General features: G+C 68.7%; 19 protein-coding genes and 1 pseudogene. 11 read left to right on the top strand and 9 right to left on the bottom strand.

Features of this window, described 5'->3' with window-relative positions:
* Positions 1-130: 130 nt before the first annotated feature.
* Positions 131-349, top strand: coding sequence for a hypothetical protein (locus tag H288_RS0122450; RefSeq protein ID WP_020094827.1), 219 nt, complete (start codon positions 131-133; stop codon positions 347-349).
* Between the two features lie 635 nt (positions 350-984).
* The gene (locus H288_RS0122445; RefSeq protein WP_020094826.1) at positions 985-1353 is read left to right on the top strand and encodes a response regulator; all 369 of its coding nucleotides are present in this window, start codon (positions 985-987) and stop codon (positions 1351-1353) included.
* Positions 1354-1472: 119 nt separating this feature from the next.
* Here the strand turns inward: H288_RS0122445 and H288_RS0122440 are convergent, their stop codons facing one another.
* The gene (locus H288_RS0122440; protein WP_020094825.1) at positions 1473-1679 is read right to left on the bottom strand and encodes a hypothetical protein; all 207 of its coding nucleotides are present in this window, start codon (positions 1677-1679) and stop codon (positions 1473-1475) included.
* Between the two features lie 158 nt (positions 1680-1837).
* Entirely contained in the window at positions 1838-2389 is a 552-nt protein-coding gene (locus tag H288_RS0122435; protein ID WP_234083295.1) for a PAS domain-containing protein, read from the bottom strand.
* Positions 2390-2859: 470 nt separating this feature from the next.
* Between H288_RS0122435 and H288_RS0122430 the strand changes: the two genes are divergently transcribed.
* A complete protein-coding gene (locus H288_RS0122430; protein WP_020094823.1) occupies positions 2860-4734 on the top strand; it encodes a hypothetical protein in 1875 nt (624 codons plus the stop codon).
* Positions 4735-4752: 18 nt separating this feature from the next.
* Entirely contained in the window at positions 4753-5712 is a 960-nt protein-coding gene (locus H288_RS0122425) for a UDP-glucuronic acid decarboxylase family protein (protein ID WP_020094822.1), read from the top strand.
* Positions 5713-5820: 108 nt separating this feature from the next.
* On the opposite strand, the gene H288_RS0122420 is transcribed toward H288_RS0122425, so the two are convergent.
* Positions 5821-6177, bottom strand: a complete 357-nt coding sequence (locus H288_RS0122420) for a helix-turn-helix domain-containing protein (protein WP_020094821.1) — start codon at positions 6175-6177, stop codon at positions 5821-5823.
* A 106-nt stretch (positions 6178-6283) separates the two neighbouring features.
* On the opposite strand from H288_RS0122420, the gene H288_RS0122415 reads away from it, so the two are divergent.
* Complete coding sequence (locus H288_RS0122415) at positions 6284-7030, top strand: glucose 1-dehydrogenase (RefSeq protein ID WP_020094820.1); 747 nt, start codon at positions 6284-6286, stop codon at positions 7028-7030.
* 173 nt (positions 7031-7203) lie between these two features.
* Positions 7204-7713 carry a lipocalin-like domain-containing protein gene (locus tag H288_RS0122410; protein WP_043712989.1) on the top strand — a complete coding sequence of 170 codons (510 nt, stop codon included), beginning with the start codon at positions 7204-7206 and terminating at the stop codon, positions 7711-7713.
* Positions 7714-7858: 145 nt separating this feature from the next.
* On the opposite strand, the gene H288_RS0122405 is transcribed toward H288_RS0122410, so the two are convergent.
* Entirely contained in the window at positions 7859-8599 is a 741-nt protein-coding gene (locus H288_RS0122405) for a glucose 1-dehydrogenase (RefSeq protein ID WP_020094818.1), read from the bottom strand.
* 195 nt (positions 8600-8794) lie between these two features.
* On the opposite strand from H288_RS0122405, the gene H288_RS0122400 reads away from it, so the two are divergent.
* A complete protein-coding gene (locus H288_RS0122400) occupies positions 8795-9370 on the top strand; it encodes a TetR/AcrR family transcriptional regulator (RefSeq protein WP_042675020.1) in 576 nt (191 codons plus the stop codon).
* A 49-nt stretch (positions 9371-9419) separates the two neighbouring features.
* Here the strand turns inward: H288_RS0122400 and H288_RS36015 are convergent.
* Positions 9420-9953, bottom strand: a pseudogene (locus H288_RS36015) (transposase).
* A gap of 8 nt (positions 9954-9961) precedes the next feature.
* The gene (locus tag H288_RS36010; RefSeq protein ID WP_244435412.1) at positions 9962-10957 is read right to left on the bottom strand and encodes a transposase; all 996 of its coding nucleotides are present in this window, start codon (positions 10955-10957) and stop codon (positions 9962-9964) included.
* 814 nt (positions 10958-11771) lie between these two features.
* Between H288_RS36010 and H288_RS34115 the strand changes: the two genes are divergently transcribed.
* Complete coding sequence (locus H288_RS34115; protein ID WP_081636517.1) at positions 11772-12140, top strand: response regulator; 369 nt, start codon at positions 11772-11774, stop codon at positions 12138-12140.
* Between the two features lie 70 nt (positions 12141-12210).
* Here H288_RS34115 and H288_RS35175 read toward each other — a convergent pair whose 3' ends face one another.
* Positions 12211-12501, bottom strand: a complete 291-nt coding sequence (locus tag H288_RS35175) for a hypothetical protein (RefSeq protein ID WP_145980162.1) — start codon at positions 12499-12501, stop codon at positions 12211-12213.
* 200 nt (positions 12502-12701) lie between these two features.
* On the opposite strand from H288_RS35175, the gene H288_RS32670 reads away from it, so the two are divergent.
* The 3 genes from H288_RS32670 (at position 12702) to H288_RS0122370 (ending at position 13855) form a co-directional block, all read left to right on the top strand.
* Positions 12702-12881 carry a hypothetical protein gene (locus H288_RS32670; RefSeq protein WP_020094814.1) on the top strand — a complete coding sequence of 60 codons (180 nt, stop codon included), beginning with the start codon at positions 12702-12704 and terminating at the stop codon, positions 12879-12881.
* A 17-nt stretch (positions 12882-12898) separates the two neighbouring features.
* Positions 12899-13153: a hypothetical protein gene (locus H288_RS0122375; RefSeq protein ID WP_244492092.1), complete on the top strand. Its 255-nt coding sequence runs from the start codon at positions 12899-12901 to the stop codon at positions 13151-13153.
* Positions 13154-13465: 312 nt separating this feature from the next.
* Positions 13466-13855 carry a hypothetical protein gene (locus tag H288_RS0122370; protein WP_020094812.1) on the top strand — a complete coding sequence of 130 codons (390 nt, stop codon included), beginning with the start codon at positions 13466-13468 and terminating at the stop codon, positions 13853-13855.
* Between the two features lie 49 nt (positions 13856-13904).
* Here H288_RS0122370 and H288_RS34110 read toward each other — a convergent pair whose 3' ends face one another.
* Positions 13905-14063 carry a DUF2380 domain-containing protein gene (locus H288_RS34110; protein WP_245274563.1) on the bottom strand — a complete coding sequence of 53 codons (159 nt, stop codon included), beginning with the start codon at positions 14061-14063 and terminating at the stop codon, positions 13905-13907.
* Between the two features lie 154 nt (positions 14064-14217).
* A partial coding sequence (locus H288_RS34105) for an ATP-binding protein (protein ID WP_020094811.1) occupies positions 14218-14382 on the bottom strand: 165 nt, incomplete at its 5' end.

The following is a 14382-nucleotide window of genomic DNA, read 5'->3' as shown; positions in this document are numbered from 1 at the left end:
ACCTGCGCCGCCCAGGGCGGATCTCGCCACGGTCGGCCCCGACTTGGCATGCCAGCTTGGCTTTATCCGGCCATTCGATGCTACCCTCGCGCGGTCGGCATGCCGTGCCGACGGCGTGAGCAGGAGCGACATGGTAGAGCGGTACCATTTCCGCCTGAGGGGGCCGGACGAGGTCATCGAGGACGAGGAGGGCGTGCTGGCAAACTCGATCGAGATCGCCGTGGCCGAGGCGACGCAGCTGATCGCCGAGATGCACGCACGGGGCGAGTTGCCCGATCCCGACGAGCGCTGGTGCGTGGAGATCCACACCACCGACGGTGTCGTGCTTCGTTCCCTTCAGCTGTACTGAGCGCTGGGCGCGGGGCGCGGGAGCTTGCGCAGGATCAGGCGGATGTGTTCGCGGAGGGTGATCGCCTCAGGCGGCGGACCGGCACCCGGAGGCTCGACCGCTATCTCCGGACCACCCAGCACCGAGGCGTACATCGAGCTCTCCACGCTTTTCGCGAGCAGTAACCATCAGCCGTAGCAAACCGTTGCAAGCATCATAAGTCAGGTTTCGCCCTACAGGACGCGGCCGCTTCTACGTCGACAGGGGCACCCGGCTCGATGGGCGACTTTCGGATATGAAGTCTCTCGCAGACGAGGCACATATTTCGGCGGCCGCGAGGCCGGCTGAGTCAGGTATTCGCCTGGACAGGTCGGCGCGGCACTGGAGGCGCGTGCCGCATCGGTCGAGGACGAGGCTGCGGCGGCACACGCTGATCTCGGCGACGGCGCCGGAAGCCCGGCAAGCGCGGCGATGACTTGCCGGATCGGTGACCGAAGCGTCCGGCTGGGGTCGCGCAGGGTTGGCCTCGTGCGCCGCGTACGCGGTCGGGAGGTCGACAGCGCCGCCGGCGAGCCGGATTTGTCGAAAGGGTCGCAGGCGTCGGAAAATCCCCGGCCACGCTGAAACAGGCGACCCGGCGATGCAGTTGCCGCTGCATGTCAGGACCTCGCCCCATCGCCGTCCTCGCCGAGGACGAAGAGTTCAGCCGCCTCGTCGCGGCCGACATGCTGACGGCGTTGGGGTTCGAGGTGCTGGAGGCGGAACACGCCCAGGGCGCGCTCCAGCATCTGGAGGCATGTGACGGGGCCGTCCTGCTCTACACCGACATCAACATGCCCGGCACGATGGACGGCCGCGCGCTCGCGCACGCCGTCCGGGCACGCTGGCCGGAGACCCGGATCATCGTCTGCTCGGGCTGCGATCCGCGCGAGGCGACCGCGCTGCCCGAGGAGGCCCATTTCATCGCCAAGCCCTGTGGGGAGAAACTGGTGCGCAAGGCGCTCAAGGCCCTGCACCTGCACTAGGGCCGCTCCCGACCGGGTCGGGCGAGGGGGCATGTCGCGGCTGTCTCGACCGGCGACACCTGTCCTCCAGCCGTCGCAGCACGGTCGAGAACGGCCCGCGCTGCGCTGTCTGGGCGGCCTCAGCTCGCGAGGAAGGCGGCCAGCCCGGCCAATCCCGAGAGGGAAGCGCGGCTTTCCTCCAGGCACCGCGCGTTCAGGTCCGCGGCCAAACCGTCGAGCTTGGCCTGGAGCAGGCCGATGCTGGCCGGGGACAGGTTGCCGGGGAGCAGGACGATCACGTCGCCTTCGTCGAGGTGTATCGTCTCGCGGATCGCAGCATCAGCCATCGGAGCCTCCACCGGGAATACTGATCTCTCGGCCTGTCGGTAAGCTCTCACGGGCCGAGGCCGCCGACCGTGCTCCGGCGCACGCCCTCGAACACTGACTCGCATCCGTGGCGATCCGGGGAGATCCGCGCCGGCGTCCCGCGGACAGGACCGTCCGGCTACGCCCGAGCGCGCCGCGCCAGCGCTCGCCCGACCTCGAAGAGCGCCAGATCCGACACCTGTTGCAGCCGCTGGTGGCCCATCGCGACGATCGCCGCGCGCGCCTGCAGGAGGTGATCGACCGCGATGATCATTGGGTCGTCCGCCGGCAGATCGCCCGCCGCGCTCGGAAGGAAGGGGCCGCGGTGGCTGTCCGTGGTGTCGATGATGATGCCGCGACCGCGCATCCGTCCCGCCGGATCGGGCGTGAGGCTGCCACGGTCGAGAACCCATCGAACCTCGCCGCCGTCCGTGAGGACGCGGTACTCGGCCGAGACGGGGCCGCCGGTCCGGCGCACCCGGGCGATGCGCGCGAAGACCCAGTCGCGATCGTCCGGATGGGTGCATCGAAGGGCGATCTCGATGGGCAGCGGGCGCCCGGCCAGGGTCGCATCCCCGGCGAGCAGCGCCGCCGTCCCCTCGTCGAGGAGGGATTGTCCCGCCGACACGTCCGCTGTCCAGGCGCCGACATAGCCGGCCGCGCGCAATGCAAGATCAGCCGTAGTCTGCAACAGCCTGGCCTCCTCCGGCGCAAATCGGTTCGCACAAACCCGATCTCTGGTAGCGATATACCAAAATCGATAATCGGTACCAGTATCATACCGCCCGTACCGGAAATTTGGCAACTTCTAGTATCTGCGTGACCCGCAGATATACAACTCTCTGCAGCAGATCGTGTCGGCCAGGATCGGCGCGACGCGCGGCAAGAACTCCTCGGCGCCGCCGCAACAATGTGTCAGTGCTCCCGGCGACCCGACAGCGCCGTCATCGATCGAAGCGCGCCGCGGCACCCCGCTCTGCTATGTCGGCGGGACAGGTGATCGCGGGCCGCCTTCACCCCGTCGACGGGACGCGGGTCCACTGCGGGCGCGTCGGGCGCATCCGATCGGATCGGCCTGTTCCGGGGGCGCGCCCAAGGGCCTCCTTGTGGCAACGCCCGAACTTCGACAAACCCGGACGGAGCTATCGAGGACGGGCGCCCATGATCATCCGCCACACCCGCAGGCTGCAGCGATCGGGCGAGGCGGTCGCGAGCCGCGATGGTCGGCTCGTCGCGCCTGCCCCGACGGAGCCCGACTGGGATGTCCTGGGTCTGATCGATCTCGGCGGGCGCGTCACAGTGGTCGCGCTCCTGGGTCCGAACGACGCGCGCGCGTTCCGATTCCTGAACCCGGACGGCACACCGCTGGCGTCCTGCGCTGCGGACTTCCTCGCCGCGCCGTGGGACGGCGCCGGCCCGCTCGACTGGCAGGCCGAGGCGCTCCACACCGACGACGGCGACGCGTCGAACACGCGGGCCATGATCGAGGATCTCCACCTCCTGATCGAAGCCCTCGCACGCGCGGCTGCCGCGAGCCCGGAGCACGCTGTCCGGGTCGTCACGGGCGGCGGTTCCGATCCGCGGGCGCAGGCGATGCACGCGGCGCTGGCACGCCTCAACGCCGCACCGGCGGGGGCTCCGCCCCACCTGCCCGAACTGGTGACGAAGGCGATCGTCGCGCGCGGCGGCCAGGAGACGGCCCATCCGGACGGCGGCGATCTGCGCTTCTCGATCTACCTGCCCATGCCGGGCTTCCGCTTTGTCGGCTACGCGGCGGACCGGAACGAGACGCTGTGCACGCTGATCGGCAAGAACTCGCGCCTCGCGTCGGCCCTGCTGGACGTTCGCGCGAACACGGCCTACGCCCGGCCGAACCTGGGAAGCGTCGGGTTCGACGCCGCGACCCTGGTGCAGGTGCGGTTGTGGCGGCAGTACCTCCTGCCGGCGCTGATCGACGGCGCGGCGCGGTCGACGCGCGTCGGGGTGGTCTTCGAGCACGCGCACATCAGTCACGCCATCTGGAACGAGCTGGCCGCGGTCGACGACGTGCTGTCGCTCGGTCGCGCGCCGGCGGTGTTCCTGTTCGCGAGCTGCAACGAGCCGATCTCTCCGGTCGACGCCGTCTTCCCGGAGCTCGCCGGGCAGGTGTATCGCGGGATCGAAGGCCCGCTGCCCCTGCTGCAGGCTGCCGTCGCCGGCGCGGCCACCTTCCTGCCCTTCCGGTCCTACCGCGTGAGCCAGCGATTGGCCGATCGTCTCGCGGCCCTGGCGCGGAGCGCGGAACCCGCTCTCGATGCCCGCCTGACGGACGCGGCGCGCCGGGCCACGATCGTCCTGATCGGGCTGCGTCTGGAGAACCGCCAGTGGGTCCGGCAGCTCGACGGCTACGTGGCGCTGATCCGACGCCTCGGCCGGAGGCGCGGCGAGAGGTTCCTCGTCATCGTCGACGGGCACAACACGCTCGCGGGCGCGGAGGGCGGCTACGTCGAGAGCTACTGCGAGAGCCTCGTGCCCGCGGAAGGGAGCGTGCCATCCATCGTCCGGAAGGAGCTCGAGCTGATCGGGGCGCTGCGCGCACGGGTCGCCGACGTCTCCAACGTGGAGTTGATGCCGCTCGTGCCCTGCTCGATGGGGGCGAGCCTCGTGGCCGCGCTCCACACCGACCTGTTCGTGACGCATTTCGGGGCCGGGCTCGCCAAGTATAAGTGGGTCGCCAACGCGCCCGGATGCGTCATATCGAGCCGATCCGTGCTCAGCGGGAAGGACGATCTGCGCATCTACGACACCGAGATCTTTCGCGAGAACGTGTCGGCCTGTCACTACTTTCCCGCCGAGCGGGTGACGGACCTCGACACCTCGACCAACGCCCTACATGTCCCCGGCAGCCGGGAGCGCGAGGATTTCGATCTCGACCTCGAAGAGTTCGCCAGCTTCGTCGAGCAGAACCTGCCGAAGCGGCGCGCCGCGCGACCGCACTGGCTGAGACGGCTCACCCTCTTCAGGACCCGCGCCGCCACCGACGCGGCCAGGCTCTGAGCGCCGGGAGCATCACGGATGAGCGATCGGATCCTGATCACCGGCGGCGGCGGCTTCATCGGCTCGCACCTCAGCGAGCGCCTGCTGGAGCAGGGCCACGAGGTGCTCTGCGTCGACAATTTCTTCACGGGCCGGAAGAGCAATATCGCCCACCTGTTCGACAATCCGCGCTTCGAGCTCATACGGCACGACGTCACGCACCCGCTTTTCGTCGAGGTGGATCGGATCTACAATCTCGCCTGCCCGGCATCCCCGATCCACTACCAGTTCGACCCGGTCCAGACGACCAAGACCAGCGTCATGGGGGCGATCAACATGCTGGGGCTGGCGAAGCGGCTCCGCGTGCCGATCCTCCAGGCCTCGACCTCGGAGGTTTACGGGGATCCGCTCGTGCACCCGCAGCCCGAGGGCTACTGGGGGAACGTCAATCCCCTCGGCCCGCGCTCCTGCTACGACGAGGGCAAGCGCTGCGCCGAGACCCTGTTCTTCGACTATCACCGACAGCACCGCGTCCCGATCAAGGTGGTGCGAATCTTCAACACCTACGGCCCGCGCATGCATCCCAGCGACGGCCGGGTCGTCTCCAACTTCGTCGTCCAGGCCCTGCGCGGCGCGCCGATCACGATCTTCGGCGAAGGGCATCAAACCCGCTCGTTCTGCTACGTCGACGACTTGGTCCTGGGGCTGCAGGCGATGATGGCCACCGACGCGGAGATCACCGGCCCCGTCAATCTGGGAAACTCGGACGAGTTCACCATCCGGCAGCTCGCCGAACTCGTCGTCGACTTGTCGGGCTCGCGCTCGAAGCTCGTGCACGCCCCGCTGCCGGTGGACGACCCGCGCCAGAGGCGGCCCGACATCGCCCTGGCCGCGCAACTCCTCGACTGGCGCCCGACCGTGCCGTTGCGGGACGGGCTCATGAGAACCATCGCGTATTTCGAGACGCTGCTGGCCTCGGAGCCGATCGGGCCGCGCTGATCCGGCGCGCGTGTCTCGGCGGGATCGGTCCTGACCGACCGTCGGCCGCTCCGGGCGAGCGGCCGTGCGCGCTCGGGGCGCCCGCGGCGGCCGACCCGGGCCGGGCCCCTATCGCGGTCCGGCAGCCTCTGCGGCGGGGCCGGCCTCCGCCGCGTAGGCGTTGATGATGCCCATCAGCAGGCCGGGAAAGCGCGCCTCCACCTCGGCCCAGCGGGAATGGTTGCGCACCTCGACGCCGTGACGCTCGCTGCGGATCAACCCGGCCTCGCGCAGGACCTTGAAGTGGTTGGACAACGAGGATTTCGGGATGACGCGGTCCCCGAGCGCCGACACGGCCGAGCAGGCCTCGACGCATCCCGCCCGCATGATCCTGGCGAAGATGGCCGCGCGGCTCGGGTCGGCGAGGGCGTGCAGGATGGCCTCGGGTCGCACGTCCTCGATGGCGGGGTGAAACAGCGGTCTCATCTTTCGTCCATATGGGGTCTTGAACGACGCTCCGTTAGTTCCGAAGTTCCGAACTATGGGACTCAGGCCGCCATCCCGCGGCCGACCCATATCGGAGATAGGACACATGTCGAAGCTTGCGGGCAAGGTCGCCGTCGTGACCGGGGCATCGAAGGGCATCGGTGCGGGGATCGCCAAGGCGCTGGCGCGGGACGGCGCCGCCGTGGTGGTGAACTACGCGTCCAGCAGGGCAGGGGCCGACGCCGTCGTGGCCGCGATCACGTCCGCCGGCGGCAGGGCCGTCGCGGCCCAGGGCGACGTGTCCAGAGCGTCCGAGGCGCAGGATGTGATCGAGGCCGCGATCCGCGCGTTCGGGCGGCTCGACGTGCTGGTCAACAATTCCGGCGTCTATGAGTTCGCGGCGATCGAGGAGGTCACCGAGGAACACTACCGCCGCCAGTTCGACGTCAACGTGCTCGGCGTCCTGCTGGCGACGCGGGCGGCCGCGAAGCATCTCGGCGAGGGCGGGAGCATCGTGAACGTCTCCTCGGCGATCACGCACGTCCACACGCCGGCGGCGGCGGTCTACGCGGGGACCAAGGGGGCGGTGAACGCCATATCGGGGGTGCTCGCCAACGAGCTGGCCCCGCGCAAGATCCGCGTGAACGTCGTCAGCCCGGGCTACGTGGTGACCGAGGGCACGCACGCGGCCGGGATCTCCGGCTCGGAGATGGAGGCCGGGATGGTCGCGCAGACGCCCCTCGGCCGGGCCGGCGAGCCGGACGACATCGCCACCGTCGTGGCCTTCCTCGCCTCCGACGACGCGCGCTGGCTCACCGGCGAGAACATCACGGCCAGCGGCGGCATCCGCTGATCCACGATGCTGCCCCTGCGCGCGTGTCGGTGCCCGACCGCGTGCCGGGGCAGCGTCGCGGAGACAACGACGCGACGACGACGGCGCCTTCGTCCACGGGGGCGGCTAGGGTGGAGCGCCGCGCCGTCCATGTCGGTCGCGGTGCCTGCCGCAGGCAGAAGGGGAGGGGAGGGATGATCCGATCGAGATGGGGACTGGCCGTGCTCGCGGCGGCGCTCGTGACAGCGCTCGCGGCGGCATCGACCGCCAGAGCCGAGCCCGCCAACCAAGTGCTGGGGACGTGGCGCATGGTGTCCGCGCGGCTCGATACGGAGGGGCGCAACGCGCCGGCCTACGGCGCGCGCCCGAGCGGGCTGCTGGTGTTCACGCGCGACATGCACTTCGTCGAGGTGCTCACGGACGCCGACATTCCCCGGTTCGCCTCGAGCGCGCGTGGTCAGGGGACCGCGGAGGAGAACCGGGCGGCCATGGCCGGCAGCATCGGGTTCTTCGGCACCTACACGGTGGACGCCGACGGCGCGTTCAGCGGCAACCGCGTCGAGGGCTCGACCTTCCCGAACTGGGTCGGCGACGTGCGCACGACCGAGCAGCTTCGCCTGACCGTCGAGGGGGACCGGCTGAGCGAGAGCTTCCGGCGCCCGGACGGTACGCGGATCGCCATCACGTGGGAGCGCGTCCGCTGAGCCGAAGCCGTGCGCGCGACCCGGGGCTTCGGCCCGGGAGGGCCGCGCAGTAGGGCCGCGCAGGAGGGCCGCCCCGACCGGGGGCGGGGCGGCCATCGGCGGATCGACGCGACGGAGCCCGCGTCCGGCGATCCGCCGCGGAGGTTCACGCGTTGGCGCCGCCGTCGACCGTGAGGGTGGTGCCGGTGATCTGGCGCGCGGCCGGGCTCGCCAGGAAGGCCACCGCGGCCGCGATATCGTCCGGCGTTCCGTAATGGCCGAGGGCGGTCATCGCCCGCTGCATGTCCGCCTGCGCCCCGTCGGACGGGTTCATGTCGGTGTCGGTCGATCCCGGCTGCACGAGGTTCACCGTGACGGCGCGCGGCCCGAGTTCGCGCGCCAGACCCCGCGTGAACGAGAGCAGGGCGGATTTCGACATGGAGTAGACCGTCACCCCGGGGAACGGGACCCGCTCCCCGAGGCAGGAGCCGATGGAGATGATCCGGCCGCCCTCCTTCAGGTGCGGGATGGCCGCCTGCGACGCCAGCACGACGGAGCGGACGTTGACGTCCAGGATGGCGTCGATGTCGGCGAGGCTCATCTCCGCGACGGGGCCGCCGCGGGCGATGCCGGCGTTGTTGACGAGGATGTCGAGCCCGCCGAGGCTCTCGGCCGCCTCGTCGACCGAGCGCTTCACCGCCGCGGCGTCGGCGCTGTCGGCCTGGATGGCGCGCCCGCGGCGGCCCTTCGCCTCGATGGCGCGGACGATCTCGGCCGCCCGCTCGGCGGACCGCTCGTACGTGATGGCGACGTCCGCGCCCCGGTCCGCGAGCGCCAGGGCGATGGCCGCACCGATGCCGCGTGATGCGCCCGTCACCAGGGCGCGCTTGCCTGCCAGCTCACTCACGTCCGCCTCTTTCTGTAATGAACAACACAGAAATGGCTAGATGCGTTGCCGGCCCGGGTCAAGCGGTTTATATAACGATCGATGCAAAAATCCGCTTCGATCCAGGCAGGGGACCGGGCAGGGGACCGGGCCGCGCCCGCCCGCGGTCGCGGCCGGCCCCGCGCCTTCGACCGGGAGGCGGCGCTCGATCAGGCGATGCAGCTGTTCTGGCGCCGCGGCTTCGCCGCGACATCCATCTCGGATCTCACCGCGGCCATGGGGATCGGGTCGCCGAGCCTCTACGCGGCGTTCGGCTCGAAGGAGGCGCTCTACGCCGAGGCGCTGCGCCACTACGGCGACCGGTACGGCGGGATGGTCTGGGCCAACTTCGACGCTGCCGCATCGGCGCGCGGGGCCGTCGAAGCGCTCCTGATGGATTCGGCCGCCGCGCTCACCGGCGCCTGCGGCCGCATCGAGCCGCTCGGCTGCATGGTGACGCTCTCGGCTGCCGGCAGCGAGGGACAGGCGGAGCTCGGCGCGTTGCTGCGCGCGGCCCGCGCCGAGGGACGCCGACGGGTCGCGGAGCGGCTCGCGCGCGCGGTCGCGGCGGGCGAGATCGGCGCCGACGTCGACGTCGCCGCACTGACCCGCTTCGTGCTCACGGTGCAGAACGGCATGTCGCTCCAGGCCCGCGACGGCGCGACCCGAGAGGAGCTCGAGGCCGTCGCCCGGCTGACGATGGCGGGGTGGGACGCGCGCGTCGGGGGTGAGGGCGATCGACCCCTCCGGTGACGTGTGTGGATGCTGGGCTTGCCTCGAGAAAGATACTGCTGGCGAATTCCTACGCGGCCGTTGGCCGAGCCATGAGGCGTGCGAATGCAGAGCGTCGGGTTCGGCCAGCGGGCGTGTCGCCAATCCAGGCGGCAAGGCGGCCGAGATTGATCGCCTTCGCCGTCAGCTGGTGCTGCAAATGCGTCCTGGCCAGACCGAGATAGCGACTGCGACGCAGGCCCATCGTCCGTACGCCACGTGAGAGCGTGCCTTCGATGCCAGCGCGCCGTCGCCGGTCAACTGCGAAGGCCGACGAGGTCTCTCGCGCCCGCGCCGCGACGAGCGCATCGTGTTACTCACGTGAGCGCGGGGTCAGCAGACGGCGCTGCGAGCGGGTGCAGCGAGGCTTCAAGCTGCAGGCTTGGCAGTGCTGTGCCGCGAAGCGAATCCGTATGACCGTGCGACCGAGGTTGTAATTTGGATGCCAGCTCCGGCTGTCATGTCCCGCCGGACAGGTCGCGATCTGTCGATCCCAGTCGAGATGGAAGTCTTCGATGGTGAAGGCGCCCTCGGTGCGCGCCTGCCACTGGTTGTCCTTCGGCACCGGTCCGGTCAGGGCGACGTCGTGATCTCGCGCGGCGGCCACGAGGCCGTCGGCGTCGATATAGGCAGCATCGACGAGATGGCGCGCCGGAAGCAGATCCTGCGTCGCCAGCGCCGCGTGCAGCGGGTCGAGCACCGCCCGGTCCACGCCGGGGCCGGTGTCGTCGCGACGTGGACGATCAGCGGTGGCTGGGCGTCGTCGCAGGTCTCGGTCAGATGGACGGTGTCACCGATCCATGTGGTCGCGCGCTTCTTGGCGTCGTGCACGTCCGGATCGTAGGGCGAGGCGACCATCGCCAGGGCGGGCGGAATGCCCTCGGCCTCCGTCCGCCAGCGGATCCGCCCGTCTCCCTCCGATCCTTCAGCGGGTGGTTCGGCGACGTGGAAATTCTGCAGCCAGACGCGGCGAAGGACCACCATGGCGGGGACGTTGCGCAGCCAGCCCGGTGCAGCCTTGGTGTCGACGGCTGCAAGCAGCCGGTGCCCGTCGTCACCGATCGTCCCCGCGCAGGCGCGGCGCGCCGTCTCGCCCTGCGGGATATGGAAGTCGCCGATGGAACGGCCGTAGCGCTCTATCCAACTCGGATCCGTATAGGCGCGCAGCCAGTCCGGTGCGACGACAGCCAGGGCGTTCAGCGCGGCCCGCAAGGTCTCGATGGCGCAGCCGAGGCGGTTGAGGCTGCGGAAAGCACCGAGGACGTGGGTCGCGTCTGTGCGCTGGCGGCCACGCTTGGCCAAGAGGCCGCGCTCGCGGCAGAGGGTGAGCAGGGTGTCGAACAACAGGGCCTCGGCTTCGCCGGCCACGAGGCGGGAGCGGAATTCACTCAGGACCGAGGCGTCGAAACCGGGATCGGTCAGGTCGAGGCCGAGCAGGTAAATCCAGTCGATGCGAGCCCGTACAGCATCGGCCGCACGGCGGTCGGACGGGTTCTCGGAGAACTGCAGCAGCGTGATCAGCGCCAGCCGCCAGGGGCAGGCCGCGGGCTGTCCGACGCGTGCGAACAAGCCAGCGAACTGGATAGCCGGTCAGCCGCTCGAACAGGATGCGCTGTGCCTCGACACCACGGGCAGGCTCGCTCACCACCATCAGAACCCCGCAGTAGTCCACCCGCAGGGTGCCGTGCTCCGGATGCACCGCGAACAGCTCAGGTGCCGTCTAGCCGAGCCGGTGGGCCTCGGCACCGAACTTCTCGCAGAAGGCTATGGCGTTCGTTCGGAGCGCCACCCATCGAGCCGGTAGGAGATACCGGCACGGCGAGGCATGCTCGGACAGATCCTTAAGCGCGCTGCGCCACAGGGCGGCGGCGTCGGGGAGCATGGTGGGTGCCAAACTGGAAGCCATCCCACGGGCTACGGCAAGCTTGACTGCCGGGCTATGCGGCCAGAAGCGGGGTTGCCCAACGTGGATTGGGACGGCTCAGGCGCGCTCCTTGCCCTCTGATCGCTCCGCTTCCTGGCGCGCTACGCTGAGGACCCGGCGACGCCCCTGTGTGTCCGGTATCGAGGACCAAAGGCGCACAAGAGTCAGCAGAGCTCCTGCCTCGCCCTCTGCTGGCGCCCGGAGAAACGCCTCAACTGGGACGTTAAGCTCTCGGGCGAGCTGTTTCAGCGTCGCGATGGTGCGAGCGGAGCGACTGGGAATGGCCATGCTTGATAACGCATGGCCCACCGCAGCATTCCAAGCTGCACACAAAATTTAGAAGAGGCATCAGTGTCGGCCTATATCTGGGCTCACGACGCTGAAGCTGTTCCCAGCGACAGTCCTAAATAAATCTGCGGCTAAGCTGCAACGCGCGTCGAATGGGCGCATTCCCGATCTATGTCAGGATCGCGCCCCCTCGCCGTGCTCGCCGACGATGACGAATTCACCCGTCTCGTCACTGCTGACATATTGTCTGCGATGGGTTTCGAAGTGCTCGAAGCCGAGCATGCTCAGGGCGCAATCCAGCACATGGAGGCGCACGCAGATGTCGCACTCCTTTACACCGACGTGAACATGCCCGGTGCGATGGACGGCTGTGATCTTGCCCATGCTGCTGGCAAGCGATGGCCTGAGACGAAGATAATCGTCTGCTCAGGGTGCAGTCGCGAGGAAGCAGCACTCTTGCCGAACGCCGCCCATTTCATTGCGAAACCGTGCGGAGAAAGGCTGGTGCGTAGGGCGCTGCAGGCTCTGCGATTACATTGAGACGGGGCACCTTAGAAAGGCACAGATCACCCGTCTGACACGGCTATAGCCACCCTTCAAGCGCAGTCCGTCACGGCTGCTTATCTGCGACATATCGATCAACGAAGGCGCCGCTCAGAAAGGCGAGCATGCCTTGTACCTCTAGAACTCGGATGCGTTGGCCTCGTGCGGCCGCCAATAGGTCCTGTTGCGCAACAGGGTCGTTCGAATGCGAAGCACAACGGACCACCTCATCGGCCAGTTGGTCGAGTGACGTTGCGCAGATCGACAAGGCGACGATCAACTCGGTCACGGCATCAGGTGACGGAACCGGAAGCCCCTCACCATCACCATCTGCTCTGGAGAAAACGCGCCGGTCCACGTGCAATCCTTCGCTGCTTCGCTGGACCGCATCATGATCCATATCGGTTGCGTACAACCTAGATCAATGGCGCGCGATTTTGGCGTCAGCCCGCGCGATCGTGAGGATGGTGTGCACCGTCGCTTACTCTCGTTCGGCAAGCGGCCTCGGAACGAGCGGTGGCAACGGCGCTTTACCATACGCCGAAGCTTGAGGGTCCGATGATGAAGGTGTTCCAGATCCGTCAGGCCACGACGGGTGCAATCCTCTGGACCGGCTCGGCGTCCGACCCGATCGCCGCTCTCGACGCCATGGCCCACGAGGCCGGGTACTACGACCACGGTGACATCCCTGATCACCTGCGGGCCGGTGGCCTGTCCGCGGAAGAGATCCGCGTCTGACGGCGTAGAGCATGCCGGTGGATGAGCCGCTCACCTGCGAGGTGAAGGTCGACGGGTTATGGCAAGCCGTCAGCTTGAACGAAGCCGCGGTCGCCCACTCTGCCGCGCTGAAGCGCTGCCCCGCCTGTCACGGCCGGGTGATGATCCTGGGCACCTACAGCAGGCCTGATGTTCGCCGGTCGATGTCCCATCGGAAATCGCACGGGGGCTGTCCGCTAAAGCCGGACACCGACACCGGCACGCCGTCGCCGCATCCGCAGGCGCTCACCTGAGGTGGGTAGGACTCGTCCATTGATATGACGATAGAAGTCCGCCCTGGTGTTCCAGGTGCGGGCTTGATGCGACTGCGCCGACGAGGCCGCACCGCAAGACCGTACATCCGGGTCTCGGTGCTGCTCTGCCGACGCTCAACCCCCCAGCCGGTCGCTGGTAGCGACCTCGGCCGTTATGGTTAACAGAAGGTTGCCGAAGCACCTTGGCTTTCGGCCGCAGCGGGATCTGGGTAGCCGCTGAAACTATCGAGCCGACACATCCGTTCTGCGGTGGCGCAGCCGTCTCCGGCGGCGCGATCTCCGGAGCAGTCTGTGGCACGTACCCCGACCCTGATCCTCGCTGCTGGCCTGACGGCAGGCGCCTTCCTCCCAGCGGATGCCGCGACGAAGAAGGTGCAGGTACCGAACCAGTTCGATGGCTCCTGGACCATCGTTGCGACCACGACTGAGGGCCCCTGCTCGGCCAGCACGAGCTACAAGGTGCAGATCAAGGATAGCGACGCGTCGATCCCCGGGGAGGAAGTCGACATCGATGGCGGTGTCTCGGCGGCCGGTGCCGTACAAGCCACAATCACCCAAGCCTCGAACAAGGTGCCGATCGCCGGCAATCTGACCGCGAAGGGCAGCGGCAGCGGCACTTGGCGCACGTCTGGCGGCTTGGTCGAGTGCAGCGGTAGCTGGAGCGCGAAGCGGGCAAGTTGAAGCGCCGCGTCGCCCAATCTAATCACAGGGTGATGCTGGGTTTAGGTCCCTAGTTGTGCGTGGCTTGGCTAGCGCTGCTCTCGGTGCCGGGCGGCGGCAGCCTGTTCTTCACGAGGTACTTCGCGCCGTGATCAAATGAGGTGTCGTTGTCGCCTCGGATGTCGACGCTGTAGGCCCGCTCAGGCGTCTTCGACCGTAGGTCCTTCACTGTCAAACGGCATTGGAACGGGACCCCGGATCGGCTTCCAATCGGGACCCCATCGTGAGCGTGGCGTGACGCCCCTGGTCAGCCCGGCGGAGCGGGTCGGGGTAGCGCAGCCGGGCTGAGCAGGGATCCTGGAGGCGCGGGGTACGAGCCGACCTCAGGCGCGGTTCTTGAAGCGCCAGCTCTCGTTGCCGGTCTCGACGATCTCGCAGTGATGTGTGAGCCGGTCGAGCAACGCCGTGGTCATCTTGGCGTCGCCGGCAAACACGCTCGGCCACTCACCGAAGGCGAGGTTGGTGGAGACCACGATCGAGGTGGTCTC

Source organism: Methylobacterium sp. 285MFTsu5.1 (assembly GCF_000383455.1).
Lineage (GTDB): Bacteria > Pseudomonadota > Alphaproteobacteria > Rhizobiales > Beijerinckiaceae > Methylobacterium.
Note: the sequence above shows the minus strand (reverse complement) of the source record. Positions and strands in the feature narration are given on the sequence as shown.

Excerpts from the sequence above, each read along its gene's own strand:
- H288_RS0122430 (WP_020094823.1), top strand. The coding sequence starts at position 2,860 with ATGATCATCCGCCACACCCGCAGGCTGCAGCGATCGGGCGAGGCGGTC.
- H288_RS0122450 (WP_020094827.1), top strand. The coding sequence starts at position 131 with ATGGTAGAGCGGTACCATTTCCGCCTGAGGGGGCCGGACGAGGTCATC.
- H288_RS0122400 (WP_042675020.1), top strand. The coding sequence starts at position 8,795 with ATGCAGCTGTTCTGGCGCCGCGGCTTCGCCGCGACATCCATCTCGGAT.
- H288_RS0122410 (WP_043712989.1), top strand. The coding sequence starts at position 7,204 with ATGATCCGATCGAGATGGGGACTGGCCGTGCTCGCGGCGGCGCTCGTG.
- H288_RS34115 (WP_081636517.1), top strand. The coding sequence starts at position 11,772 with ATGTCAGGATCGCGCCCCCTCGCCGTGCTCGCCGACGATGACGAATTC.
- H288_RS0122425 (WP_020094822.1), top strand. The coding sequence starts at position 4,753 with ATGAGCGATCGGATCCTGATCACCGGCGGCGGCGGCTTCATCGGCTCG.
- H288_RS0122445 (WP_020094826.1), top strand. The coding sequence starts at position 985 with ATGTCAGGACCTCGCCCCATCGCCGTCCTCGCCGAGGACGAAGAGTTC.
- H288_RS0122420 (WP_020094821.1), bottom strand. The coding sequence starts at position 6,177 with ATGAGACCGCTGTTTCACCCCGCCATCGAGGACGTGCGACCCGAGGCC.
- H288_RS32670 (WP_020094814.1), top strand. The coding sequence starts at position 12,702 with ATGATGAAGGTGTTCCAGATCCGTCAGGCCACGACGGGTGCAATCCTC.
- H288_RS0122440 (WP_020094825.1), bottom strand. The coding sequence starts at position 1,679 with ATGGCTGATGCTGCGATCCGCGAGACGATACACCTCGACGAAGGCGAC.
- H288_RS0122415 (WP_020094820.1), top strand. The coding sequence starts at position 6,284 with ATGTCGAAGCTTGCGGGCAAGGTCGCCGTCGTGACCGGGGCATCGAAG.